The sequence below is a fragment of the Pseudomonas monteilii genome (assembly GCA_001534745.1).
Taxonomy (GTDB): Bacteria; Pseudomonadota; Gammaproteobacteria; order Pseudomonadales; family Pseudomonadaceae; genus Aquipseudomonas; species Aquipseudomonas alabamensis.
The window spans coordinates 3,456,011-3,480,198 of record CP013997.1; the positions used below are offsets into that span (position 1 = coordinate 3,456,011).

The following is a 24,188-nucleotide window of genomic DNA, read 5'->3' on the forward strand; positions in this document are numbered from 1 at the left end:
AGAGGCCTATGATAAACCCTTTTCGGCGCGCAGGCGCCCCCATGCCAAGAGATCGCCCCATGCCCGTCACCGAGACCGCCCCCCGCGCCCCGATCGCCCGTCAGGACGACGGCGCGGACCCGTACGCCTGGCTGCAGGCGCGTGACACCCCCGAGGTGCTGGAGTACCTGAACGCGGAAAACGCTTACACCGACGCTTGCCTGGCGGATCAGGCGCCCTTGCGCGAACAGCTGTTCGAAGAGATCAAGGGCCGCATCCTGGAAACCGACCTGTCGCTGCCCTCCCCCTGGGGCCCCTGGCTGTACTACACCCGCACCACCGCAGGTGACGAGTACGCGCGGCACTACCGCTGCCCTCGCCCCGCGGACGACACCCTGACGGTCGACCCGGCGCAAGAGCAGTTGCTGCTCGACCCCAATGCGCTGGCGGGGGGCGGCTTCCTGTCGCTGGGCGCCTTCAGCATCAGCCCGGATCACCGTCTGCTGGCCTACAGCCTGGACACCTCGGGCGACGAGATCTACCAGCTGCAGGTCAAGGACCTGGCGAGCGGTCAGGTCACGCCCCTGCCCTTCGAAGACTGCGACGGCAGCATGACCTGGGCCAATGACAACCAGACCCTGTTCTTCACCCAGCTGGACGAGACCCATCGGCCGTTCAGGCTGATGCGTCATCGCCTGGGTGAGGACGACGCGCAGCCGGTGTTCGAAGAGCCCGATGGCCGTTTCTTCCTGCATTGCTACCGGACCAGCTCCGAACGCCAGCTGGTGCTGCTGCTCAACAGCAAGACCACCAGCGAGGCCTGGGTGCTGGACGCCGAGATGCCCCAGGCGGACTTCACCTGCCTGGCGCCCCGCAGCGAAGGGCACGAGTACTACCCCGATCACGGGCATCTCGACGGCGACTGGCGCTGGTTCATCCGCACCAACCAGGATGGCATCAACTACGCGCTCTACCAAGCGCCTACCGAGCCGGTGCCGAGCCGCGCGCAGTGGCAGCCGCTGGTCGCGCACCGCGACACGGTCATGCTCGACGACGTGAGCCTGAACGCCGAAGCCGTGAGCCTGAGCCTGCGAGAAGGCGGCCTGCCGATCATCGAAGTCCACCCCCAGGGCCTGCCGAGCTACCGCGTGCAGTTGCCCGATGCGGCCTACAGCCTGTACGTACAGGACAGCCTGGAGTTCGACAGCCCGAGCGTGCGCCTGCGCTACGAGGCCTTGAACCGACCGGCCCAGGTACGCCAGCTGAGCCTGGCCGACGGCGCCCAGCAGGTGCTCAAGCAGACGCCGGTGCTGGGCGAGTTCGACGCCGACGACTACGTCAGCGAACGCCTGTGGGCCAGCGCGCCCGACGGCACGCAGATCCCAATCAGCCTGGTGCGCCGCCGTGAGGACGTGGGCCGTGAAGTGCCCTTGTACCTCTATGGCTACGGCGCCTACGGCAGCAGCCTCGACCCGTGGTTCTCCCATGCGCGCCTGAGCCTGCTGCAACGGGGCATGGGCTTTGCCATCGCCCACGTGCGTGGCGGCGGCGAACTGGGCGAGGCCTGGTACCGGGCCGGCAAGCAGGCGCACAAGCAGAACACCTTCGATGACTTCATCGCCTGCGCCGAGCACTTGGTGGCTTGCGGCGTGACGTCCTCGGCACGGCTGGCGATCAGCGGCGGCAGCGCGGGCGGGCTGCTGATCGGCGCGGTGCTCAACCTGCGTCCCGCGCTGTTCCGCTGCGCCATCGCCGAAGTGCCGTTCGTCGATGTCCTCAACACCATGCTCGACCCTGAGCTGCCGCTGACCGTCACCGAATACGACGAATGGGGCAACCCGCAGGAGCCGGAGGTGTTCGAGCGCATCAAGGCCTACGCGCCCTATGAGAACGTCAAGGCCCAGGCCTACCCGGCCATGCTGGTGATCGCCGGTTACAACGACAGCCGTGTGCAGTACTGGGAAGCGGCCAAGTGGGTAGCGCGCCTGCGCACGCACAAGACCGACGACAACCGCCTGCTGCTCAAGACCGAAATGGGCGCCGGCCATGGCGGCATGAGCGGGCGTTACCAGGGGCTGCGCGATGTGGCGCTGGAATACGCGTTCGTCTTCGACGAGCTTGGTGTGGTCTAGGGCGCCGGATCGGTCCAGTTCGGTGCGCCGAGCCCCGTGGGCGACGGTTGCACCGGGTCGGGTCGCAGGCCGGGCAAGGGCTGGTCTTTCGGCGGCCCTGGCACGGGCATGGGCAACAGCAAGGGCGCACCGGGCCGGGCGTCACCGGCCCTGACCGGCGTGGCCGGGGTGATCTGCGGATAGGGCGTCGGCGTGGCGGTGCCGGGCGAGCCCGGTACGGGTACGCTCAGGCGCGGCGGTTCGGCGGCCGCCTGGGCGGTCGTGGCGCTGAGGAACGCCAGCATGACGAGAAGCAGAAGACGCATCGTTCACCTCCTGTCGGTAAGGTGGCCCCAGCCTACGCCCAACCGCGCGTTTTTGCCTGTCCGTCGTGACGGTGGCCCGCTAGAATCCAAGGTATAACCGTCATCTGCCTGAACGAGAACAAAGGACCTACCATGAGCACGGCCTCCTCCGCTGCCGCCACTGCCCGCCTCGACCGCATCCTTGCCGACGCCAAGCGCGACAAGGAAATGGGCTACCGGGACAAGGCACTGAAAATGTATCCGCATGTTTGCGGTCGTTGCACCCGCGAGTTTTCCGGCAAACGTTTGTCGGAGCTGACCGTGCACCACCGCGACCATAACCATGACAACAACCCGCAGGATGGCTCGAACTGGGAGCTGCTGTGCCTGTATTGCCATGACAACGAACATTCGCGGTACACCGACCAGCAGTACTTCGGCGAAGGCTCGCTGAGCAGCCCCAAGACCGCGACCGCGACCCATAACCCGTTTGCGGGGTTGGCGGATCTGTTGAAGAAGTGATTGGGCGGGTGAAGGTGACGGGGTGTTCTGGCGGATACCGTGTTGCCTTCATCGCTGGCAAGCCAGCTCCCACAGGGTCTCCTGTGCCTGGTCTGGCTTGGTTCATCTCACCGAGCGACTGTCAGGCTGCATGGGCTCTTGTGTGAGAGCAGTTCCCCCAGGGACTAATGTCCCTGGTCCAGCTTGGTTCGTTTCACCGAGCGACTGTCAGGCTGCAGAGGCTCTTGTGTGAGAGCAGTCCTACAGGGACCAATGTCCCTGGTCCAGCTTGGTTCATTTCACCGAGCGACTGTCAGGCTGCATGGGTTCTTGTGTGAGAGCAGTTCCCCCAGGGACTAATGTCCCTGGTCCAGCTTGGTTCATTTCACCGGACGATTGTCAGGCCGCATTGGCCCCTGTGGGAGCGGGCTTGCCCGCGATGGCGTCAGGTCATGCACCGCCTTCATCGCGCGTCAGCTTTCCCCGAGATTGAAGTGGCCTCAGCCCTGTCGATACGGCAACGCCTGGCGTGCCGCTTCGGCATAGCCCAGCACACCTTCGCGCTCTTGGACCAGGAACTCTTCCACCGCCTGGCGCAGACCTGGGTGCAGTAGGTAATGCCAGGACCGTGTGATCACCGGCTCGAATCCGCGGATCAGCTTGTGCTCGCCTTGAGCCCCGGCATCGAACCGCTGTAGACCCTCGCGAATGGCGAACTCCATGCCCTGGTAGAAACAGGTCTCGAAGTGCAGCCGGTCGAATTCGTCCAGGCACCCCCAGTACCGTCCGTAGAAACTGTCGCCGCCTACCAGGCTCAGGGCCATCGCCACGTCCTGCTGCCCCTGGCGCGCGATCACCACGCGGATCGCCTCGGGCATGCGCTCGGCCAGCAGGCTGAAGAACGCACGCGTCAGGTACGGCGGGCGCCCGCGCACCCGGTAGGTGTTGGCATAGCAGGTGTAGACGAAGTCCCACTGCACCTCGCTGAGCTGGTCGCCCCGGTACCAGTCGAAGGTCATCCCCTGCCCGGCAACCTGCTCGCGCTCCTTGCGCATCTGCTTGCGCTTGCGCGAGCTGAGCGCGTCGAGAAAGTCCTGGAAATCGCGGTAGCCCTGGTTGCGCCAGTGGAACTGACAACCCAGTCGCTCCATCCAGCCCGGCAGCTCGCGCAAGGGTACGTCGGTGGCCGTGTCCGTGAAGTTGATGTGAGCGCCGGAGAGGCCAGCCTGGGCCAGGTACTGCGGCAAGGCCTGCAGCAATAACCGGGCATCGTCCGGGTCGGCGGCCAGCAGCCGTGGCCCCCCGACCGGGCTGAACGGCACCGCGCCGAGCAACTTGGGGTAGTAGGCGATGCCGGCCCGCTCACAGGCATCCGCCCAGCCGTGATCGAACACGTATTCGCCATAGGAGTGCCATTTGCGATAGGCCGGCAGCAAGGCACGCACCTGGCCATCGCGCTCCAGCACCAGGTGTTCGGCGGCCCATCCGGTTCCTTCGCCGAGGCTGCCGCTGTCCTCCAGCGACGACAGGAAGGCATGCCGCAGGAAAGGCTGGTCGGCGGGGACCTGTGCATCCCACACGGCCGGTGGCAAGTCGCTCAATCGGGCAAGGCTGTAGAGGCTGGTCACAGGGCAGGACTCGTGGCGAGTGAGCCGACAGTATCGCGGAAGACGACGCCCGGACTCAAATGCCTCGACCCCTGCCGCTTCATCACAGCGCCATCAAAGAGACATCAACCTGTCATTTGCCCCCGCAATACTTGCGCCTGTTTTCCGGAAGCCCAGAACCTGTCTAGCCAGGCACTTTCCGGTGACATGCCAATTCGGGGCGGGCGCCAGCCTCCCCACTTTTTTCAACAGGGAGAACCGTATGCGTCTTGTTTCTACACTCACCGGAGCGGGCCTGTGCACCAGCGTGATGCTGGCTCTGAGTACTCCGGCCAGTGCGGCCGTCGACGCCAAGCTGCTCGAGATGCTGCGCGCCAACGGCTCGATCAACCAGGCGCAATACAACGAACTGCAAGGCGACCTGGCCAAGGAAACGCAAGAGAAGGCCACCCAGAAGGCCCAGTCGGAACGCCTGAATTCGTTCGAGCAGAAAGTGGCCTGGGCGGCCAAGACCCAGATCAAGGGCGACGTGCGCCTGCGCTACGAAGACGTCAACGTCGAGAACCCGACCTCGCGCAGCAACAACCAGGACCGTGAGCGCGTCCGTGCCCGCCTGGGTGTCTACAGCGAGATCAACCCGCAAGTCGATGCCGGCATCCGCGTGGCCACCGGCAGCGGCGCCGATGCGCGCTCGACCAACCAGAGCCTGGACAACTACTTCGAGAAGAAATCGCTGTGGGTCGACCTGGCCTACCTCGACTGGCACCCGACCGGCGTGCCGAACCTGCACCTGATCGGCGGCAAGATGCCCCAACCGTGGGTGAGCATGGGCGACGTGATCTGGGACAGCGACGTCAACCCGGAAGGCGTGGCCGCCACCTACAAGACCGACCTGGGCGGGGTCGAGCTGTTCGGCAGTGCCGGTCACTACATGCTCAAGGACAACGTCGATGGCGACGGCGTGCAGTTCAAGCATGACCTGCAGCTGTACGCAGGCCAGCTGGGCGCTCGCTTCGCACCGGCCGACACGCTCAAGCTGACCCTGGGCGGCAGCGTGTATGGTTACGACAACGGCGATTCGTCGGCACCGCTGCTGGTCAACGGCAACACCACCAACCAGTTCAACCTGGTGGAAGGCTTCGGCCAGCTGGACTTCACCGGCCTGGCCATCCCGCTTTCGGCGTATGGCCAGTACGTGGTCAACACCGAGGCCGACGACAGCGAGGACACCGCCTGGCTGGCGGGCGTGAAGACCAAGCTCGGCGCCTTCGGCATCGACTACAACTACCGCGACGTGCAGCGCAACGCGGTGGTCAGCGCCTTCACCGACTCGGACTTCGCCAACGGCTTCACCGGTTCGCGCGGGCACAAGATCAAGGTCGGTTACGAGATCGACAAGAACTTCTCGGTGGCCGCGGCGTACCTGGCGGCCAAGTCGGACCGCTCGAACCTGCCGCGTAACGATGCGAACGTGGATACGGTGCAGGTGGATCTGGAGGCGAAGTTCTAAGCGCGACTTGGAAGCAGGCGTGGGGTAGAGGCGGACGTCCTAGGGGGCGTCTGCCTTTTTGGCTGTGCGGGCGGTGCATTGAGGATGGGTCGGGGTGGCTGGTTTGTGGGCCCTGCGGGCCCAATCGCGGCACTGGGGCCGCTCCTACACCCGTAGTGAGAGCGGTGTTGTATCGGCTATTGCTGAGGGTGCGTAGGCGCGGGTTGGGGTGGCTGTTTTGTGGGCCCTGCGGGCCCAATCGCGGCACTGGGGCCGCTCCTGCACCCGTAGTGACACCACCGTAGTAACAGCTATCGCGGCTCCATGGAATCGCCCCTGCCGTAGCGCCGGACCGGCCGCGATTGCGCCTGTAGGGCCCACAAACAACGCCGGTGTTACTACGGGTGTAGGAGCGGCCCCTGTGCCGCGATTGGGCCTGCAAGGCCCATGAAATCAGCCATCGACTACTGTCAGGTGAGTTGCTCAGCCTTAGAAACACAGGCCACTGCAAACGTGGGGAATGATCGGTAAAACAGTCATGCCTGCACATGATCACCTCACCTTCTAAGCTTCCTGGCCTCTATCCCGCCAAGGAGGCCCCCCATGCCCTACCCCGCATCCCATCGACTGCGCCGCGGCCGGTTTTCAGAGCCTGGCCGCCTCTACCTCGTCACCACCGTCACCCATCGGCGGGCGCCGCTGTTTCAGCAGCTCAAGGCCGCCCGAACCGTCATCCGCCACGTACAAACGCGCCCCGGCGAATTCGACACCCTGGCCTGGGTCCTGATGCCCGATCACCTGCACTGGCTGCTCCAGCTGGAATCAGCCGGGCTCGCGCAGGTGGTGCATGGCTTCAAGTCCTGCAGCAGTGCGGCGCTGATCAAGGCAGGGTTGGCTTGCGGGCAGGTATGGCAGGCGGGTTATCACGACCGGGCGCTGCGTCGTTGGGACGATGTACGAACCGCAGCGCGCTATATCGTAGCCAACCCGCTACGGGCAGGCCTGGTGGACCGGGTGGGCGCTTATCCGCACTGGGACGCAGTATGGCTATGAACGACCTGCGCGGCGGCCCCGCTCTGTCGAGAAACGAGGCCAGCCCATGGCCTGCCTTTACCGCTTGCGCAGCACCACGCTCCCGATCGAGTACCCCGCCCCGAACGAACTCAACACCCCCAATGCCCCCGACGCCAGGTCGTCCTGGTACAGATGGAAGGCGATCACCGAGCCGGCCGAACTGGTGTTGGCATAACGGTCGAGGATCACCGGCGCCTCGGCCTCGGTCGCCTCGCGCCCCAGCAGTTTCTTGACGATCAGCTGGTTCATGCTCAGGTTGGCCTGGTGCAGCCAGAAACGCTGCACGTCCTGGGGCTGCAGGTCGTGTTCGGCCAGGTGCTGGCCGATCAGTTCGGCGACCATCGGACAGACTTCGCGGAACACCTTGCGGCCTTCCTGCACGAACAGCTTCTCCTGGGCCAGGCCGTCGTCCGCTTCGGCGCGGTTGAGGAAGCCGAAGTTGTTGCGGATGTTGTTGGAGAACTGGGTCAGCAGCTTGGTCCCGAGGATCTCGAAGACCTGATCCGAGACGGCCTGGTCGGCCCGCTCGATCACCAGGGCGGTGGCGGCATCGCCGAAGATGAAGTGGCTGTCGCGGTCGCGGAAGTTCAGGTGGCCGGTGCAGATCTCCGGGTTGACCACCAGGATGGCCCGTGCCTGGCCCAGCTGCACACTGTTGGCGGCGGTCTGGATGCCGAAGGTGGCCGAGGAGCAGGCCACGTTCATGTCGAAGGCGAAGCCCTGGACACCCAGCGCCTGCTGCACTTCGATGGCGATGGCCGGATAAGGACGCTGCAGGTTGGAGCAGGCGACGATCACCCCGTCGATGTCGGCAGCGCTGCGACCGGCGCGCTCGAGCGCCTGGTGGGCGGCGGCCACGGCCATCTCGCAGAGGATCGAGGGTTCGTCGTCGCTACGCGCCCGCAGGTGCGGCTTCATGCGCTGAGGGTCGAGGATGCCGGCCTTGTCCATGACGTAGCGGCTCTTGATGCCGGAGGCCTTTTCGATGAAGGCGGCGTTGGATTCGTCCTTGGCCTGCAGCTCGCCGCGGGCGATGGCCTCGGCGTGCTCATGGTTGTACTGGTGCACCCAGGTGTTGAAAGACGCCACCAGCTCTTCGTTGCTGATGCGCTGGGCCGGGGTGTAGAGCCCGGTGCCGCTGATCACGACGTTGTGCACGCTCGTTCCTCTTGTTCTGTGGCCCCGCGCGGTGTGGCATGGGCCTGGATCGGGTGGAGTGGATGGCACGGTGTGCCGATGGGCAGTGGTCTGGATTCTAAGCCGCCGCAGGGCCCTGGCGGCAAGTTTTTACGCCACGATTGAGTGACCAATGGGTCACATCCGTGACGCAGTTGGCGAACGGGGGCCGCCGTGCAGCCCCCACCCAGGCCCTACCCTTCCACCAGCGTCCACTGCTTGTTCAGGCGCTTGTCCGACACCGGCACCTTGGTGCCCAGCTGCTGGGCGAACAACGACACGCGGTACTCTTCCAGCCACCAGCGGTACAGGGCCAGCTGCTCGTCGCGCTTGCCTTCCTGGGCATGCTTGTCGGCGCGGGCCTGGTACTGGGCCCAGAGCGTGCTCAGCTCGCTGCTCCAGACCCGGTCCTTCTGCACCTGCGCGCCCAGCTTCTCCAGCCGCAGCTCGATGGCCTTGAGGTAGCGCGACAACTCCTTGAACCAGACATGGGGCGTCTGGCGCACGAAGCCGGTATAGACCAGGTGGCCCAGCTGCTGCTTGATGTCGTTGAGCGCCACCGCCTGGCTCAGGTCGATCTTGCCCTTGAAGCGCTTTTGCAGGCCATGCCACAGCTTGAGCACCTCCAGGGTCTGGCGGGCCAGGCGTTCGGCGTGCTCGGCCCAGGCACCGCGCTTGCGCTCGGCCAGCGAGGCCAGAGCCGCGCCGTCACGGGGCAGCGGGTCCTCGCCTTCGAGGATGCAGCTGTCCAGGCTGGCCAGCAGGATGTCCTCGACCAGGGCCTCGACCCGGCCCAGTTCACGGTAGAGCAGCCCCAGCTCGGTCAGCCCCGGCAGCTTGCCGCGCAGGAACTTGGCCGGCTCGGCCAACTGCTGCAGGAGCAGGCGCTGCAAGGCCCGACGGTGCTGGAACTCGGCCTCGGCCTGGGTCGAGAACCGGCCTTCGCGCACGGCGCCGTTGTCTTCCACCAAGGCCGGATAGACCGTCAGCGACAGCCCGGCGATCTTCTGCTGGGCGGTCTGGGCCACCTGGCCGAAGGCCTTGGCCTGGACGGGCTGATCGGCCTTTTCGTGACGCGGCATGGCCAATGCGGCCTGGCTGGCGGCGGCAAAGCGCGCGGTCAGCTCGGCCAGGTCGCGGCCTTCGCCGAGGAACTTGCCCTGCCCGTCGACCACCTCGATGTTCATCCGCAGGTGGCTGTCGACCTGGCTGGCCGCCTCCGCCCAGGCCTCGTCGCTGACCCGGGCGCCGGTCATGCGCAACAGCTCGTGGCCCAGGGCCTGGGGCAAGGCCCCCTGGCCGAAGACCAGCCGAGCCATGGCTGCCTTGACGAAGTCCGGCACCGGCACGAAGTTCTTGCGCAGCGCCTTGGGCAGGTTGCGCACCAGGGCGATGCACTTGGCTTCCAGCAGACCTGGCACCAGCCATTCCAGGCGTTCGGCCGGCAGGCTCGGCAGCAGGGGCGCGGGCACCCGCACGGTGACGCCGTCACGGGCGTGGTTGGGCTCGAAATGGTAGGTCAGCGACAGGCGCAGGTCGCCGAACTGCAAGGTATCGGGGTACTGCGCGGCGGTCACCTCGCTGGCCTCGCGGGCCAGCACGTCCTCCTCGCGCATGATCAGCAGGTTCGGGTCCTTCTGGCTCTGGGTGCGGTACCAGCTGTCGAAGGTGGCGGTCTGGTGGATCTCTTCCGGCAGGCGCGCTTCGTAGAAGGCGTACAAGGTCTCTTCGTCGGCCAGGATGTCGCGCCGACGGGCCTTGGCTTCCAGTTCATCGAGCTGCTCGAGCAGGCGCCGGTTGGCCGCCAGGCACTTGGCGCGCGACTGGATCTGCCCGCCGACCAGGCCCTCGCGGATGAACAGCTCGCGCGAGACCACCGGGTCGATCGGCCCGAAGTGCACGGGACGACGCCCGACCAGGATCAGCCCGTACAAGGTGATCTGCTCGAAGGCCACCACTTGCCCGCGCTTCTTCTCCCAGTGCGGCTCGAAGTGGTTCTTCTTGATCAGGTGCCCGGCCAGTGGCTCGATCCAGTCCGGCTCGATCCGCGCCACCATGCGTGCGTACAGCTTGGTGGTCTCCACCAGTTCGGCCGCCATCAGCCACTGCGGGCGCTTGCGGCCCAGGCCGGACGACGGGTGCACCCAGAAGCGCCGCTGACGGGCGCCCTGGTAGTCGCCCTCTTCGGCCTTGTGGCCGATCTGGCTGAGCAGGCCGCTGAGGATGGCCTTGTGCACCGGCAGGTAATCGGCCGGCTCCTTGTTGACCACCAGGTGCAGGTCGCGGCAGATCAGCGCCAGCTGGCGGTGGGCGTCGCGCCATTCGCGCAGGCGCAGGTAATTGAGGAACTGCTTGCGGCACCAGTTGCGCAGCGGGTTGGCGGTGAGCGCCTGACGCTGCTCCTCGAAGCCGCGCCAGAGGTTGATCAAGGCCGCGAAGTCCGAGTCGACGTCCTTCCACTGGGCATGGGCCTGGTCGGCCGCCTGTTGACGCTCCGGCGGACGTTCGCGCGGATCCTGCACCGACAGCGCACTGGCGACGATCAGCACTTCTTGCAGGCTGCCCTGGCGGGCGCCCTCGAGCAGCATGCGGCCCAGGCGCGGGTCGATGGGCAGGCGCGCCAGCTGACGCCCGAGCGGGGTCAGCTGGTTCTCGCGGTTGACCGCCGACAGCTCCTGCAACAGGTTGAAGCCGTCGCTGATGGCCTTGCCGTCCGGCGGCTCGATGAACGGGAAGGCATCGATGGCGCCCAGGCGCAGGTGCAGCATCTGCAGGATCACCGCCGCCAGGTTGGTGCGCAGGATCTCCGGGTCGGTGAAGGCCGGCCGTGCGTTGAAATCCTCTTCGCTGTACAGCCGGATGCAGATGCCCGGCTCGACCCGTCCGCAACGGCCCTTGCGCTGGTTGGCGCTGGCCTGGGAGACCGCCTCGATGGGCAGCCGCTGGACCTTGGCGCGGTAGCTGTAGCGGCTGATGCGCGCCGTGCCGCTGTCGATCACGTAGCGGATGCCCGGCACGGTCAGCGAGGTTTCCGCCACGTTGGTGGCCAGCACCACGCGGCGTCCGGCATGGGACTGGAAGATACGCTGCTGCTCGGCGGGCGACAGGCGCGCGTACAGCGGCAGGATCTCGGTGTGACGCAGCTGGGCCTTGCGCAGCATCTCGGCGGCGTCGCGAATCTCGCGCTCGCCCGGCAGGAACACCAGCACGTCACCCGGGCTCTTGCGTTCGCGGCGCTCGTGGTCGGCGATCTCGTCCAGCGTGGCCAGGATCGCCTGGTCGACAGTGAGGTCGTCCTCGACCGGGTTGCCCTCCTCGTCCTGCTCGCTGGTCAACGGGCGGTACCAGGTCTCGACCGGGTAGGTACGGCCCGACACCTCGATGATCGGCGCGTCGTCGAAGTGCTTGGAGAAGCGCTCCAGGTCAATAGTCGCCGAGGTGATGATCAGCTTGAGGTCCGGGCGGCGCGGCAGCAGGGTCTTGAGGTAACCCAGCAGGAAGTCGATGTTCAGGCTGCGTTCGTGGGCCTCGTCGACGATGATGGTGTCGTAGCGCTCGAGGAAGCGATCGTGCTGGGTTTCGGCCAGCAGGATGCCGTCGGTCATCAGCTTGACCAGGGTGTTGGCGTCGCTCTGGTCCTCGAAACGCACCTGGTAGCCGACCAGGCCACCCAGGGGTGTACCCAGTTCGTCGGCCACTCGCGAGGCCACGCTGCGCGCGGCGATCCGGCGCGGCTGGGTGTGGGCGATCAGCCCGTGGCTGCCACGGCCCAGTTCGAGGCAGATCTTCGGCAGCTGGGTGGTCTTGCCCGAGCCGGTTTCGCCGGCGATCACCAGCACCTGGTGTTCGGACAGGGCTTTCTTGATGTCGTCGCGCTTGGCGGCGATCGGCAGGCTGTCGTCGTAGCGCACGGTCGGCACGCTGGCCTGGCGGGCGCTGACCTGGGCGCAGGAGGCCTGCAGGCGTTCGGCCCACTGCGCCAGCTTGGCGTCGTCGGGGCGCTTGTTCAGCTCGTGCAGTTGCCGACGCAGGCGATGGCGGTCGGCGATCATGGCGTGGTCGAGGTTGTTCAGCAGCTTGGCGGTGGCGTGGTCTGTCATGAGGCTCGCGTGGCGCAGGGGGGCCCTGCTTGATGAGAGGTCATCCAGCCCGCAGGGCATGGCGTGCAGGGTGCCGGATCGGCAACGCCCGCCCGTGCCCAGGGGCCGCGTGGGTGACGCAGGCGCAGTGGATGAGCAGCAATGTAAGGCGGTGATTGTCGCAGATTTGCCGATGGGAGGCACGCGGCCACCGGTCAGGACGACCGGCAGCGTACAGCCCGAGGCGTCACCGACGGGGCTGCACAGCCCTGTGGCGACGGCTCCGGATCAGGCGGTCTTGGCCTGGCCCTGTTTCTTCAGCTCTTCGTCACGCAGCTCGCGGCGCAGGATCTTGCCGACGTTGGTGGTCGGCAGCGAATCGCGGAACTCGACCTGGCGCGGGATCTTGTAGCCGGTGAGGTTGGCCCGCGTGTGTTCCAGGACCTGCTCCTTGGTCAGGGTCATGCCCGGCTTGACCACCAGGAATACTTTGATCAGCTCGCCGGACTTCTCGTTCGGCACGCCGATGGCCGCGCATTGCAACACGCCAGGCAGGCTGGCCAGCACGTCCTCGATCTCGTTGGGGTACACGTTGAAGCCGGACACCAGGATCATGTCCTTCTTACGGTCGACGATGCGCAGGTAGCCATCGGGCTCGATCAGCGCGATGTCGCCGGTCTTGAGCCAGCCCTCGTGGTCGAGCACCTCGTCGGTAGCTTCCTGGCGCTGCCAGTAGCCCTTCATCACCTGCGGGCCCTTGACGCACAGCTCGCCCGGCTCGCCGTGGGGCACCTCGCGGCCTTGGTCATCGACGATCTTGCACAGGGTCGACGGCACCGGGATACCGATGGTGCCGACGCGGTTGGCTTCGGCCGGGTTGACGGTGGCCACCGGGCTGGTCTCGGTCATGCCGTAGCCTTCGCAGATGGCGCAGCCGGTCACCGACTTCCAGCGCTCGGCGACGCTCAACTGCAGGGCCATGCCGCCAGACAGGGTGATCTTCAGCGAGGAGAAGTCCAGGGCGCGGAAAGCATCGTTGTTGCACAGCGCGACGAACAGGGTGTTGAGCCCGACGAAGCCGCTGAACTTCCACTTCGACAGTTCCTTGACCATCGCCGGCAGGTCGCGCGGGTTGGTGATCAGCACGTTGTGGTTGCCGATCAGCATCATCGCCATGCAATGGAAGGTGAAGGCATAGATGTGGTACAGCGGCAGCGGCGTGATGAGGATCTCGCAGCCTTCGCGCAGGTTGGCGCCCATCAGCGCGCGGCACTGCAGCATGTTCGCCACCAGGTTGCGGTGGGTGAGCATGGCGCCCTTGGCCACGCCCGTGGTGCCGCCGGTGTACTGCAGCACGGCCACGTCATGAGCGCCCGGGTTGGCCTCCACCACCGGCTGGCCCTTGCCCTTGGCCAGGGCGTCGTTGAAGCGCACGGCCTTGGGCAGGTGGTAGGCCGGGACCATCTTCTTGACGTACTTGACCACGCTGTTGACCAGCAGGCGCTTGAGCGGCGGCAGCAGGTCGGCGACTTCGGTGATGATGACGTGGCGCACGTCGGTCTTGGGCACGACCTTTTCGGCCAGGTGGGCCATGTTGGCCAGACAGACCAGCGCCTTGGCGCCGGAGTCCTTGAACTGGTGCTCGAGTTCGCGGGCGGTGTACAGGGGGTTGGTGTTGACCACGACCAGGCCGGCGCGCATGGCGCCGAAGACCACCACCGGGTACTGCAGGACGTTGGGCAGTTGCACGGCGATGCGATCGCCCGGCTGCAGGTCGGTGTGCTGCTGCAGCCAGGCGGCGAAGGCGCCCGACAGGCTGTAGAGCTCGCCGTAGGTCAGGGTCTTGCCGAGGTTGCTGAAGGCAGGCTTGTCGGCGAAGCGTTGGCAGGACTGCTTGAGTACGGCCTGGAGGTTGGGAAACTCGTCGGCATCGATTTCGGCCGCGACTCCGGCTGGGTACTTGTCCTTCCAAAAGGTTTCGATCATGGAACCCCACTCCTTGAACACAGCAGAATCTTGATCGCATCGATGCGATTATTATTGATATAGGATGACGGTCGCTGGAACCGTTTCATCGGCAAGCGGGGCGAGATTAGCAGCTTTGCCAGGGGGCGCCTAGGGCCAGCGGTGGCCATGGAGTTGTCTTTGTGACCGAAATTTTAATATTGGTCACATTTTGTTTCAGCCGTAGTGCCTTGTTACGCAGGTCGGGTTCTGCTGGATCCGCCGCCCTCTTCATTCAGGCTCGGCGTGTCCCTGTACGCGTCAATCAGCCAAGCAACAAACCCCACCAACCGATATCATCGCACCCTTTCGCCGGCGTCCTGCGGGACGTGCCGTCACGTATCGTCTTTCTCGCTCAAGGAAGCCCAGATGACCCAGGTCACCAATACCCCCTACGAAACCCTCGAAGTCGGTCAGACCGCGACCTACAGCAAGTCCGTGGAAGAGCGCGACATTCAGTTGTTCGCCGCGATGTCCGGTGACCACAACCCGGTGCACCTGGACGCCGAGTTCGCCGCCAAGAGCCTGTTCCGCGAGCGTATCGCCCATGGCATGTTCAGCGGCGCGCTGATCAGCGCCGCCGTGGCCTGCACGCTGCCAGGCCCGGGCACCATCTACCTGGGGCAGACCATGAGCTTCCAGAAGCCGGTCAAGATCGGCGACACCCTGACGGTGCGCCTGGAAATCCTCGAGAAGCTGCCCAAGTTCAAGGTGCGCATCGCCACCAACGTCTACAACCAGCACGATGAACTGGTAGTGCAAGGCGAGGCCGAGATCCTGGCGCCGCGCAAGCAGCAGACGGTCGAGCTGGTCAGCCCGCCGAACTTCGTCGCCAGCTGAAGGCAGGACGGGCGGGCCTGATCGCGCCTACAGCCCCGTGGGCGCGAGGATGAATTCGCGGTAGCCGGACAGGATCACGTACACCGCGAAGTAGCAGAAGATGGCGGCCGAGGCCAGGTAGGACCAGGTCAGCAGACGATCGCCCAGCAGCCGCCCGCCGTGGCTGGCCACGCCGCACAGCCCGGCGCTCCAGACCAGCCCGGCCAGAAAGAAACCGCTCAGGAACAGGCTGGCCTCGACCAGCCCGCCCTCGGCCGAGCGGGAGATCAGCACCCCACCGACCGCCGCGAACCAGAGGATGGCGCTGGGCGAGGACATGGCCAGGAACAGGCCACGCAGGAACTCGCGCCAGGCAGGCTCTACCACCGCCGCCCCCTGGGCTCGCAGGTGCCCACCGCGCCAGGCGGCCAGCAGCATCTTGACTGCGAACAGCACCAGCAAGGCCGAGCCTCCGAGCCACAGCACCCAGCGGACGGTCTCGAACTGCAGCAGCACGGTCATCCCGGCCAACGCCGCCACGGCGTAGATCAGATCCCCCACGCAGGTGCCCAGCCCCAGCCAGAACCCTTGCAGGAATCCGCGCTGCATGGCGAGGGTGATCATGGCGATGTTGGCGACACCGATGTCCAGGCAAAGGGACAGGCTGAGGAGGAATCCGTTCGAGAAAGGCATGGGGCGTTGGGGTCCGGGCGAGCGAGGGCTGGAGGGGTGTGAAAGCGGGGGCAGTATACGGCGGGGAGGTAGGATCGGGCAGGTGGAGCAGTAAGTCGGGAGTCTTCATGTCCGTCCAGCGGTGGCCTGAGCAGCGCTCGGTCTGGGCTGCGGTGGTCAACTTTTTCCGGACACCTTGATCGGTGATTTTCAGGCGGCCTTCAGCTCGTATTGATTCGGAGCCAGGTAGCCTAGTGTCGAGTGCAACCGTGTCCTGTTGTAGAAGCGCATGATGTAGTCCGTGATGTCCTTGATCGCCTCGCCATGATTGGCGTAATCCTTGCGCCAGACGCGCTCCATCTTCAGGTTCAGGAAGAAGCGCTCCATCACGGCGTTGTCCCAACAGTTCCCCTTGCGACTCATGCTGCAGTGCATGCCGTGCCGCGCCAGCAGACTCTGATAGGCAACGCCGGCGTACTGGCTGCCGCGGTCAGAGTGGGCAATCAGGCCCGGTGGCGGCTGCCGTTGCGCAATCGCCAGTTGCAGGGCATTGCATACCAGGTCGGCACGCATGTGCGGCGCCATCGCCCAACCCACGATCTTGCGCGAGAACAAGTCCATGACCACGGCCAGGTACAGCCAGCCGCTGCGGGTACGGATGTACGTGATGTCAGCTACCCAAGACTGATTGACCCCTGCTGGCGTGAACTGGCGGTTGAGCAGGTTTGGGGCGACCGGGTAACTGTGTTTGCTGTTGGTAGTATGAACAAACTTGCGTTTCCAGACTGGCCGTAAGCCCTGTTGTTTCATGAGGCTGCGGACCTTGAAGCGGCCGATGACCATGCCCTCATTGCGCAGTGCGCCGAGCAGGCGGCGGCTTCCGTAGCAGCGCTCCGTGGATTCGAAGGTGGCCTTGAGCCGGGCAGTGATCGGACAGGCCGGACGCGGTCTGGCTTGTTGCTGACGGGCTTCGTAGAACCTCGAGCGACTGATCCGCAGTACCCGGCAGACACGTGCCACCGGGTAGGCCTTGCGTTGCAATTGGTGAACCAGCTGGTGGATCACTTCAATTCGCGGGCAAAGAAGGCCGTAGCTTTTTTTAAGATGTCGTTGTCCATCTTCAACTCGCGAACCTGCTGCTCCAGCTGGCGAATCCGCTGCTGCTCACTGGTAAGCGGCTTGCCGATGCCCGGACCACCCAGCTGCTCGGCCTTGTACTGCTGAACCCAGCGGCGCACGGCCGTGTCGCTCAGGCTCAGATCCATGCACACCGAGTTCACACTCTGGCCCTGGTCGACGATCAGCCGGCAGACCTCCAGCTTGAACGCAGCATCGAATTGTCTGTATTTCTTGGTCATGAAAACTCCTCAGTAGGGGTATTTTCACCTATTGAGGTGTCCGGGGCCATTAGACCAGCTCAGGCCTTTCGCGGTGGCTTCATCGCGGGCAAGCCCGCTCCCACACCTGTAGTTGTACTCCCACACCCGTAGTTACACCGCGTTGGTGCAGGCTATCTCAGGTCCATGTGGGAGATTCTATGGTTTCTGCTAAGTGCTGATGTGAACCCTGGCGGGCCCAATCGCGGCCGGTCCGGCGCCCCGGCAGGGGTCGCTCCTACACCCGTAGCTACATCGCAGTGGTGCAAGCGATCGCGGTACTGTGGGAGATTCTATGGTAATTGCCAAGCGCTTAAGCGGCTTTGGGGCGATATTCCTCTCCGCTTCTGATCAGGGCAAAGACCACTCGAGCCAGCTTGCGGGCCAGCATGACCAGGACTTGAGTCTTTTTAAAACCGCGGCTCTGCTTGTCTTCGTAAAACGTTTTCCAAGCAGCTGTCCTGCCTGCTGACATCGCCGCGTTGTGCAGCAAACGACGGACCTCTGGATCGCCTCGTTTGGTCAACGTCGAGCGTTCTTTTTTCTTGCCCGACTGAGCCACTCGCAGGTCCATTCCTAGAAAGGCGATAAAGGCATCGGCACTCTTGAACTCGCCTCGCTGGTAGGTGGCGACCAAACGCGCAGCGGTAAGAAAACCAATACCTTCAACTTTCATACACTGCTTTACTAACGGCATCAGTCCTGCCTGGTCGAGCAGCTTCTTGATCATGTTTTCAATGAGGTCTTCAAGGCGCTTCATCGAGGTGAGCTGGGACTTCAAAAGGTTCTTGAGCAGCGGCTCACCCTCCCAGCTCAGTCTCAGCGCTGTACGCGTCTGGACGAGCATCGCGCGCCTGCGAAACAGGCTGACAAGGTCGCGATAGAGCGTCGAAGGTGGGACCCAGGGGGTAAGATTAGCGCCTTCGTTCTTGAGGTACCGGGCCAGTACCCTTGCATCGATCGGGTCAGTCTTGGCGCGTGAACCAATACCTTTTCGGTAGTGACTCAGGGCATAACCATCCATCAAGTAAAGGGTATGTCCTGCTTCATGGACCATATCGGTAAACAGCAGGTGATAGACATTGGTGGCCTCGATTGCAATCGAGACCTTGCCGTGCAATGCCTTGATCCATTGCTTGATGGCCGTCTTGTTGTTGGCAATAGTGCTCAACTGTCCGGAGCTGTCTTCGTAAATGACGAGCTCAGCCTTAGCAACGTCGACGCCTATGATCGTGCTGTGTTCGGATGATGGCATTGCCATGAGCGCGTCTCCGCAGGTAAGGTCTAAGGGCTTGAAGGGCCACCCAGAGGCGCAGGCTTGTACTTTCGTCGGTCAAAACCGGAAGCATTCCTTATCGGCGCTTAGGTGAAGGGAGGAGGGGCGAAATCTCCCACGGTCTGTACTGCGCGAACAGTCAGAAGCGGATCTAGTCCCTCCTCCTCCCTTCAAGTCCTACCATACAAGCGGGCTTGCCCGCGATGAAGGCCCCGCGCTGTGGGCAGGGAAGACAAGCAGGTATGCTGTGCGCTCTTCAACCCATGGCCCTTTCATGCACGCCTCACCCGCCCTGCGCTGTACGCCCCTGACCGGACTCGAACGCCGCTTGCTGGATCACTTCTACCGCCAGCACGGCTCACGCATGCGCACGCCAGCCGACGGCCAACCCTGGGTCGCGCGGTCCGTGTCAATCGTGGCCGGGTTGAGTCTGACGCCCGTGGAAGGCGGTCACTGGTTAACCGGATTGCTGGTAGCCCCCCAGTGGCGGCAACGGGGTGTTGCCTCGAGCCTGATGACGGCGGCCATGGCCGGGCTGGAAGGGACGGTATGGCTGTTCTGCCACCCTGACCTGCTGCCGTTCTACCGACGGCTGTGCTTCGAACCGGCCGTCGCTCTGCCCGAGGTCTTGGCGGGGCGCCTGCACCGTTACCAACGGCACAAGCCCCTGATCGCCTTGCAGTCCACCCCGTGCCTACCACCGGCAGGTGTGGGCATCGACACCTGAGCCACCCCGCTGAAGTGCCCTGCTCTTTCAGGCCAGGGCACCCTCAGCCTCAATGGCCGTTGGCGCCGCCTGGCTGCGCGGCAGCGGGTGCAGGCTCTTCCTTGCCCAAGACCGACTTGGGCTCCGGCGCCGTGGTGCCGTCGAAGTCCTTCTCGCCCTTGTCCTTGCCCTCGGCGGACATGTGCTCGATCACCGCGTTCATCTCCGCGCCCAGCAACAGCACGGCCGAGGAGATGTAGAAGTACAGCAGCAGCACGATGATGGTCCCGATGCTGCCGTACATGGCGTTGTAGTCGGCAAAGTTCTTCACGTAGAACCCAAAGCCCAGCGAGGCGACGATCCACACCACCACGGCCAGCACGGAGCCAGGGGTGATGAAGCGAAACTGCTGCTTCACGTCGGGCATCAGGTAGTACATCAAGGCCACCGCGATCATCATCAGGATGATGATCACCGGCCACCGCAGCACGGTCCATACAGTGACGATGAAGTCACCCAGCCCGACCTGCGAAGCGATCCACTCCATCACCTGTGGCCCCAGCACCATGAGTGCCGCAACCGACAACAGCATGCCGGCGAAGCCTATGGTGTAGAGCACCGACAGCGGAATGCGCTTCCACACCGGACGGCCTTCCGGCACGTCGTAGGCAGCGTTCATCGCGCTCATCATCAGGCGCACGCCGGCCGAAGCCGTCCACAGCGCGATGACGATACCCACAGACAGCAACCCGCCCTGGGACTGCTGCAACTGGTCGATCACCGGGTTTACCTGCTCCAGCGCCTGGCCGGGCAAGACCAGTTCGGCCTGCAAGCGCAGCCAGGAGAAGAAGTCCGGCAGGTGCAGGAAGCCGATCAGCGCAATGAGAAACAGCAGGAAGGGGAACAGCGAAAACAGCATCTGGTACGCCAGTGCGGAGGCATACGTGGACATCTCGTCATCGAGAAACTCGTTGACGGTGCGAATCAATACCTTGTGTACAGGCAGGCCCTGCATGGCTTTGAACATGGTTAGCGTCTCCCTCGCCGCTTCGACGGTCATCGGTACAGGCCCGACAACGCTTCGGGGCCTACGTGGCTGCAATCTAGTCTAGTAGACCACGCTGACCGGCCACCGCTCCCTTGCGAGCCAACAAAAACGACCCCGCATAAAAAACGGCCACTCGAGGTGGCCGTTTTCGCGAAACGGGACCTTATGGCTTGGTCACGTCGTCGACTTTGTTCTTCACATCGCCCTTGACCTGCTGGCCTTCGCCTTTGATCTCTTGGGCCTTGCCTTCGGCTTTCAGCTTGTCGTTGTCGGTCATGTTGCCGACGCCTTGCTTGACGTTGCCGACCGCTTCGTTAGCCATCCCTTTTACTTTGTCTGTGGTGCCGCTCATGGGAACTCTCCTTCAAAGGACACGGGACTGTGTCGTTACTAGATGGAGGGGTAAGCCCGGGTGGAAGTTCCAGATTTTTTGCGCAGCCTTGCCACAAAAACGACGGGCTCAGAACACACGGGGCAATGCATGGCCTGTCCGCTGTAGCAGCTTTGCTGCCGCTGCTTTCCCGTTCTGCCCTTGCGACGCCGATTGCGCCCACCCCTCTCTAGGCCGAAAGCCATGACGACGACGATGGGTCCGACGGCCTGCGCCGGGGAGGCGTGACATGCAAGATGTGAATGTCAGCGGTCTTGGAGTGCGTGCCTTGCATGGACACTGATAATTCTGACAGTTGTGCCGATGCCAAAGGTCTGAAATCGTGTGCTCAGCCGTATCTTAACAAGGCAAACGGGAGCCCACCATGTCTACTGTGCTTTTTTTCTACCAAGGGGCTACGCTAACCAGTGAGATTTTGGGCCCAACGAAACGCAGCTTTTTTACACATGGGCGGGATGCATTTGCAGAAATCGTACATCTGCCCAGGACATCGAGCACTACGTTGCTAGGGGTTGATAGGCTCGGTTCAATCACCACCGCAGCCCCAACGACGCAACGGTATGGTCCTTATGGATACGATCGTGCAACCCTACCCTCACGCTCGACCGTACTGGGTTTTACGGGTGCACGGCGCGGGCCAATGGAAGGAGACTATCTACTAGGCAACGGCTATCGCACTTACAAGTCATGGCTCATGCGTTTCAACTCTCCTGACGTCATGAGTCCGTTTCTTGAAGGCGGCATTAATGCCTATGCCTATTGCCAAGGCGACCCTATCAATTTCGCTGACCCCACCGGTAAGATAAAGAAAAAAATGTTTGAGAGATACAAGCTATTGCAGCGACAGCAACAGCAACGATCCAGTGCCATCCAGCATGCACCTGGAACCAGACGAACACCTCATAACCCTTCAGCTAGCATCCCTGCTTCAAGCCCGCCTGCTACGGGCAGCTCTGCCAACGCAATGCCTGGTTCATCGTCTCAAATGACGCGGGGAATCGCCGAGCCCATAACCCCATCAAAACCCATGAAATGGGCAATGACTGCATCGCGCTTTAAAGATAAGAACGCACGTGCAGAGCGAGTGAAGGAAGTTGTTGATGCGCTTATTATCTCCCCCCCTAGAGACGTCAAACATGCACAGCTGGATGTTCCCCACCCACAAGACGCCTTAAAGGCTGAACTAGAAGAAACCAAGACAATTGTGTTGCAACAGATGGATCAGCCTTGGTCATCCACACCACGAGGCTACGTTGGAAGAAACACCAGGCCCGAGTATCTACGAGGTATTATCGAAAAAGTTCGAAAGGCGTTGTAATATCAAAAACCTCGCTGACACTACCGTGCGAAGAGCACCTTCATCCCTATGGCTAACCGCTCACGGACGCATTAACACGTTAGTACTTGCCTGTACGAAGTCTTACTGACTGCTCAAGCTGAAACACGCCTCGAGTAGACATTTTAAATGTGCGGGATCATCGTACCGGCCCTATATGGCATCATGACCGGTACTGCCCCAGCTCACGCAAGAGGGTGGTGCCTACGTCAGCTTACCGTCCAAGCTCACTGACTACCGACGCCAGTGCCACGGCCGGGTCGGATGCCTGCGTAATCGGCCGCCCGATGACCAGATAATCCGACCCTACCTCCAACGCCTGGCGCGGCGTCAGGATGCGGCGCTGGTCGTCCTGGGCGCTGCCGGCCGGACGGATCCCCGGCGTCACCAGTTGCAAGCCTGGGTAGGTGCCTTTCAGGGCGGGCGCTTCGAGCGCCGAGCACACCAGACCGTCCATGCCCGCCTGCTGCGCCAGACCTGCCAGGCGCAGCACCTGCTCCTGCGGCTCGATGTCCAGGCCGATGCCGGCCAGGTCCTCGCGCTCCATGCTGGTGAGCACGGTCACACCGATCAGCAGCGGCTGCGGGCCGCTGCGCTGGGCGAGCACTTCGCGGCAGGCCGACATCATGCGCAGGCCACCGGAGCAGTGCACGTTGACCATCCACACACCCATCTCCGCGGCGGCCTTGACGGCCATGGCGGTGGTGTTGGGGATGTCGTGGAACTTGAGGTCGAGGAACACTTCGAAGCCCTTGTCGCGCAGCGCCTCGACGATGCCCGATGCGCTGCTGGTGAACAGCTCCTTGCCGACCTTGACCCGGCACAGGGCAGGGTCGAGCTGGTCGGCCAGGCGCAGGGCGGCTTCGCGGGTCGGGAAATCCAGGGCAACGATCAGGGGCGTCTGGCAGGCGGGCATGGCAATGGTCTCTAGGCAAGGCGTGAACGGCGCGCATTGTAAACGAAGTGCCCCGCCGATGGGGCGCGGATCGACGCCAGGGCGTCGCGGTCCGTGGGAACCCCCGCCCTGCCCCAGGCTCGAACGTTACAATGGGCCTCGGCCTTCATGAGAGTGGGAGAACATCATGCCGTGGTACGCCTGGTTGATACTGCTGGTGGCGATTGGGTCCATCGTGGGTGGGCTGCTGATGCTGCGTGACACAGCGAGCAAGCTGCCGTTGAGCGACGAGCAGAAGCAGAAGATCAAGCAACGCAATGCCGAGATGGATGCCAAGGAGGCGCGGGATCGCTGAGGCCTGCGTCATGCCTGGACGGAGGGCACTGCCCAGGCGACGCAAGACGGGAGGAACACGGCCCCCAGGTGGAAGGGGTATACTGACGCCCTTTCATTTTCCACCGACTAGGGCCGTCACTTCCCCATGGTTAAGATCACCCCCACTATCGACTGCGCCAACGACAAACCCTTCGTCCTGTTCGGCGGCGTCAACGTGCTCGAATCCCTCGACCTGGCCCTGACCGCCTGCGCCGAGTACGTCCGGGTCACTGAAAAGCTCGGCATCCCCTACGTGTTCAAGGCCAGCTTCGACAAGGCCAACCGTTCCTCGATCCACTCCTACCGTGGCCCAGGCCTGGAAGAAGGCCTGCGCATCTTCGAAAAGGTGAAGGCCGAATTCGGCGTGCCGGTGATCACCGACGTGCACGAGATCCACCAGGCCGCGCCCGTGGCCGAAGTGGTCGACGTGCTGCAGCTGCCTGCCTTCCTGGCGCGCCAGACCGACCTGGTGATGGCGCTGGCCAAGACCAACAAGCCGGTCAACATCAAGAAGCCGCAGTTCCTCAGCCCGTCGCAGATGCAGAACATCGTGCAGAAATTCCGCGAAGCCGGTAACGAGCAGCTGATCCTCTGCGACCGCGGCACCTGCCTGGGCTACGACAACCTGGTGGTGGACATGCTCGGCTTCGGCGTGATGAAGCGCACCTGCGACGACCTGCCGATCATCTTCGACGTGACCCACGCCCTGCAGCAGCGCGACCCGTCGGGCGCAGCTTCCGGTGGCCGTCGCGAGCAGGTGGTGGAGCTGGCGCGTGCCGGCATGGGCGTCGGCCTGGCCGGCCTGTTCCTCGAAGCGCACCCCAACCCCGACCAGGCCAAGTGCGACGGCCCCAGCGCCCTGCCGCTGGACCAGCTCGAGCCGTTCCTGGCGCAGATCAAGGCGCTGGACGACCTGGTCAAGTCCTTCCCGGCCCTGAACATCCGCTAAGCCCATCGCGCTGAACGAGG

At 63.9% G+C, this 24,188-nt stretch carries 19 protein-coding genes; 7 read left to right on the top strand and 12 right to left on the bottom strand.

Annotated features, from left to right (window positions below; genetic code table 11):
• The first annotated feature begins 59 nt into the window (after positions 1 to 59).
• Entirely contained in the window at positions 60 to 2,111 is a 2,052-nt protein-coding gene (locus APT63_14795) for a peptidase S9 (GenBank protein ID AMA46780.1), read from the top strand.
• Here APT63_14795 and APT63_14800 read toward each other — a convergent pair.
• Positions 2,108 to 2,416, bottom strand: coding sequence for a hypothetical protein (locus tag APT63_14800; GenBank protein ID AMA46781.1), 309 nt, complete (start codon positions 2,414 to 2,416; stop codon positions 2,108 to 2,110). The two genes, APT63_14795 and APT63_14800, sit on opposite strands and share 4 nt — an antisense overlap.
• A 132-nt stretch (positions 2,417 to 2,548) precedes the next feature.
• On the opposite strand from APT63_14800, the gene APT63_14805 reads away from it, so the two are divergent.
• On the top strand, positions 2,549 to 2,917 hold the full coding sequence (locus tag APT63_14805; protein ID AMA46782.1) for a restriction endonuclease: 369 nt from the start codon (positions 2,549 to 2,551) through the stop codon (positions 2,915 to 2,917).
• A 479-nt stretch (positions 2,918 to 3,396) separates the two neighbouring features.
• Here APT63_14805 and APT63_14810 read toward each other — a convergent pair whose 3' ends face one another.
• Positions 3,397 to 4,524 carry an acyltransferase superfamily protein gene (locus tag APT63_14810; protein AMA46783.1) on the bottom strand — a complete coding sequence of 376 codons (1,128 nt, stop codon included), beginning with the start codon at positions 4,522 to 4,524 and terminating at the stop codon, positions 3,397 to 3,399.
• 241 nt (positions 4,525 to 4,765) lie between these two features.
• Between APT63_14810 and APT63_14815 the strand changes: the two genes are divergently transcribed.
• Positions 4,766 to 6,013 carry a hypothetical protein gene (locus APT63_14815; GenBank protein AMA46784.1) on the top strand — a complete coding sequence of 416 codons (1,248 nt, stop codon included), beginning with the start codon at positions 4,766 to 4,768 and terminating at the stop codon, positions 6,011 to 6,013.
• Positions 6,014 to 6,595: 582 nt separating this feature from the next.
• Positions 6,596 to 7,045: a transposase gene (locus APT63_14820; protein ID AMA46785.1), complete on the top strand. Its 450-nt coding sequence runs from the start codon at positions 6,596 to 6,598 to the stop codon at positions 7,043 to 7,045.
• 57 nt (positions 7,046 to 7,102) lie between these two features.
• On the opposite strand, the gene APT63_14825 is transcribed toward APT63_14820, so the two are convergent.
• From APT63_14825 to APT63_14835, 3 genes are all read right to left on the bottom strand, one after another.
• Positions 7,103 to 8,224 (bottom strand): 3-oxoacyl-ACP synthase, encoded by a 1,122-nt coding sequence (locus APT63_14825; protein ID AMA46786.1) that lies wholly within the window; start codon positions 8,222 to 8,224, stop codon positions 7,103 to 7,105.
• A 212-nt stretch (positions 8,225 to 8,436) separates the two neighbouring features.
• The gene (locus tag APT63_14830) at positions 8,437 to 12,342 is read right to left on the bottom strand and encodes an ATP-dependent RNA helicase HrpA (protein AMA46787.1); all 3,906 of its coding nucleotides are present in this window, start codon (positions 12,340 to 12,342) and stop codon (positions 8,437 to 8,439) included.
• Between the two features lie 267 nt (positions 12,343 to 12,609).
• Positions 12,610 to 14,307, bottom strand: a complete 1,698-nt coding sequence (locus APT63_14835; protein AMA46788.1) for a long-chain fatty acid--CoA ligase — start codon at positions 14,305 to 14,307, stop codon at positions 12,610 to 12,612.
• Between the two features lie 387 nt (positions 14,308 to 14,694).
• Between APT63_14835 and APT63_14840 the strand changes: the two genes are divergently transcribed.
• Positions 14,695 to 15,165 carry a 3-hydroxybutyryl-CoA dehydratase gene (locus APT63_14840; GenBank protein ID AMA46789.1) on the top strand — a complete coding sequence of 157 codons (471 nt, stop codon included), beginning with the start codon at positions 14,695 to 14,697 and terminating at the stop codon, positions 15,163 to 15,165.
• Positions 15,166 to 15,192: 27 nt separating this feature from the next.
• On the opposite strand, the gene APT63_14845 is transcribed toward APT63_14840, so the two are convergent.
• From APT63_14845 to APT63_14860, 4 genes are all read right to left on the bottom strand, one after another.
• Positions 15,193 to 15,837: a lysine transporter LysE gene (locus APT63_14845; GenBank protein AMA46790.1), complete on the bottom strand. Its 645-nt coding sequence runs from the start codon at positions 15,835 to 15,837 to the stop codon at positions 15,193 to 15,195.
• 189 nt (positions 15,838 to 16,026) lie between these two features.
• The gene (locus APT63_14850; protein AMA46791.1) at positions 16,027 to 16,881 is read right to left on the bottom strand and encodes an integrase; all 855 of its coding nucleotides are present in this window, start codon (positions 16,879 to 16,881) and stop codon (positions 16,027 to 16,029) included.
• Complete coding sequence (locus APT63_14855; protein ID AMA46792.1) at positions 16,878 to 17,174, bottom strand: transposase; 297 nt, start codon at positions 17,172 to 17,174, stop codon at positions 16,878 to 16,880. The genes APT63_14850 and APT63_14855 overlap by 4 nt, the downstream gene beginning before the upstream one ends.
• 331 nt (positions 17,175 to 17,505) lie before the next feature.
• Positions 17,506 to 18,453, bottom strand: coding sequence for a transposase (locus tag APT63_14860; GenBank protein ID AMA46793.1), 948 nt, complete (start codon positions 18,451 to 18,453; stop codon positions 17,506 to 17,508).
• Positions 18,454 to 18,832: 379 nt separating this feature from the next.
• Between APT63_14860 and APT63_14865 the strand changes: the two genes are divergently transcribed.
• Positions 18,833 to 19,195 (top strand): acetyltransferase, encoded by a 363-nt coding sequence (locus tag APT63_14865; protein ID AMA47911.1) that lies wholly within the window; start codon positions 18,833 to 18,835, stop codon positions 19,193 to 19,195.
• Positions 19,196 to 19,244: 49 nt separating this feature from the next.
• Here the strand turns inward: APT63_14865 and APT63_14870 are convergent, their stop codons facing one another.
• From APT63_14870 to APT63_14880, 3 genes are all read right to left on the bottom strand, one after another.
• A complete protein-coding gene (locus APT63_14870; protein AMA46794.1) occupies positions 19,245 to 20,201 on the bottom strand; it encodes a ribonuclease BN in 957 nt (318 codons plus the stop codon).
• 184 nt (positions 20,202 to 20,385) lie between these two features.
• On the bottom strand, positions 20,386 to 20,574 hold the full coding sequence (locus APT63_14875) for a hypothetical protein (protein ID AMA46795.1): 189 nt from the start codon (positions 20,572 to 20,574) through the stop codon (positions 20,386 to 20,388).
• A 1,589-nt stretch (positions 20,575 to 22,163) separates the two neighbouring features.
• Positions 22,164 to 22,865: an orotidine 5'-phosphate decarboxylase gene (locus APT63_14880; protein ID AMA46796.1), complete on the bottom strand. Its 702-nt coding sequence runs from the start codon at positions 22,863 to 22,865 to the stop codon at positions 22,164 to 22,166.
• A 460-nt stretch (positions 22,866 to 23,325) separates the two neighbouring features.
• Here APT63_14880 and APT63_14885 point away from each other — a divergent pair, with 460 nt between their 5' ends.
• Positions 23,326 to 24,168 (top strand): 2-dehydro-3-deoxyphosphooctonate aldolase, encoded by an 843-nt coding sequence (locus tag APT63_14885; GenBank protein AMA46797.1) that lies wholly within the window; start codon positions 23,326 to 23,328, stop codon positions 24,166 to 24,168.
• The last annotated feature ends 20 nt before the right edge of the window (positions 24,169 to 24,188 follow it).

Coding starts and splice junctions, on each gene's coding strand:
- APT63_14795 (AMA46780.1), top strand. CDS start 60: ATGCCCGTCACCGAGACCGCCCCCCGCGCCCCGATCGCCCGTCAGGAC.
- APT63_14800 (AMA46781.1), bottom strand. CDS start 2,416: ATGCGTCTTCTGCTTCTCGTCATGCTGGCGTTCCTCAGCGCCACGACC.
- APT63_14805 (AMA46782.1), top strand. CDS start 2,549: ATGAGCACGGCCTCCTCCGCTGCCGCCACTGCCCGCCTCGACCGCATC.
- APT63_14815 (AMA46784.1), top strand. CDS start 4,766: ATGCGTCTTGTTTCTACACTCACCGGAGCGGGCCTGTGCACCAGCGTG.
- APT63_14820 (AMA46785.1), top strand. CDS start 6,596: ATGCCCTACCCCGCATCCCATCGACTGCGCCGCGGCCGGTTTTCAGAG.
- APT63_14830 (AMA46787.1), bottom strand. CDS start 12,342: ATGACAGACCACGCCACCGCCAAGCTGCTGAACAACCTCGACCACGCC.
- APT63_14835 (AMA46788.1), bottom strand. CDS start 14,307: ATGATCGAAACCTTTTGGAAGGACAAGTACCCAGCCGGAGTCGCGGCC.
- APT63_14840 (AMA46789.1), top strand. CDS start 14,695: ATGACCCAGGTCACCAATACCCCCTACGAAACCCTCGAAGTCGGTCAG.
- APT63_14845 (AMA46790.1), bottom strand. CDS start 15,837: ATGCCTTTCTCGAACGGATTCCTCCTCAGCCTGTCCCTTTGCCTGGAC.
- APT63_14855 (AMA46792.1), bottom strand. CDS start 17,174: ATGACCAAGAAATACAGACAATTCGATGCTGCGTTCAAGCTGGAGGTC.
- APT63_14860 (AMA46793.1), bottom strand. CDS start 18,453: ATGGCAATGCCATCATCCGAACACAGCACGATCATAGGCGTCGACGTT.
- APT63_14865 (AMA47911.1), top strand. CDS start 18,833: ATGCGCACGCCAGCCGACGGCCAACCCTGGGTCGCGCGGTCCGTGTCA.
- APT63_14870 (AMA46794.1), bottom strand. CDS start 20,201: ATGTTCAAAGCCATGCAGGGCCTGCCTGTACACAAGGTATTGATTCGC.
- APT63_14875 (AMA46795.1), bottom strand. CDS start 20,574: ATGAGCGGCACCACAGACAAAGTAAAAGGGATGGCTAACGAAGCGGTC.
- APT63_14880 (AMA46796.1), bottom strand. CDS start 22,865: ATGCCCGCCTGCCAGACGCCCCTGATCGTTGCCCTGGATTTCCCGACC.
- APT63_14885 (AMA46797.1), top strand. CDS start 23,326: ATGGTTAAGATCACCCCCACTATCGACTGCGCCAACGACAAACCCTTC.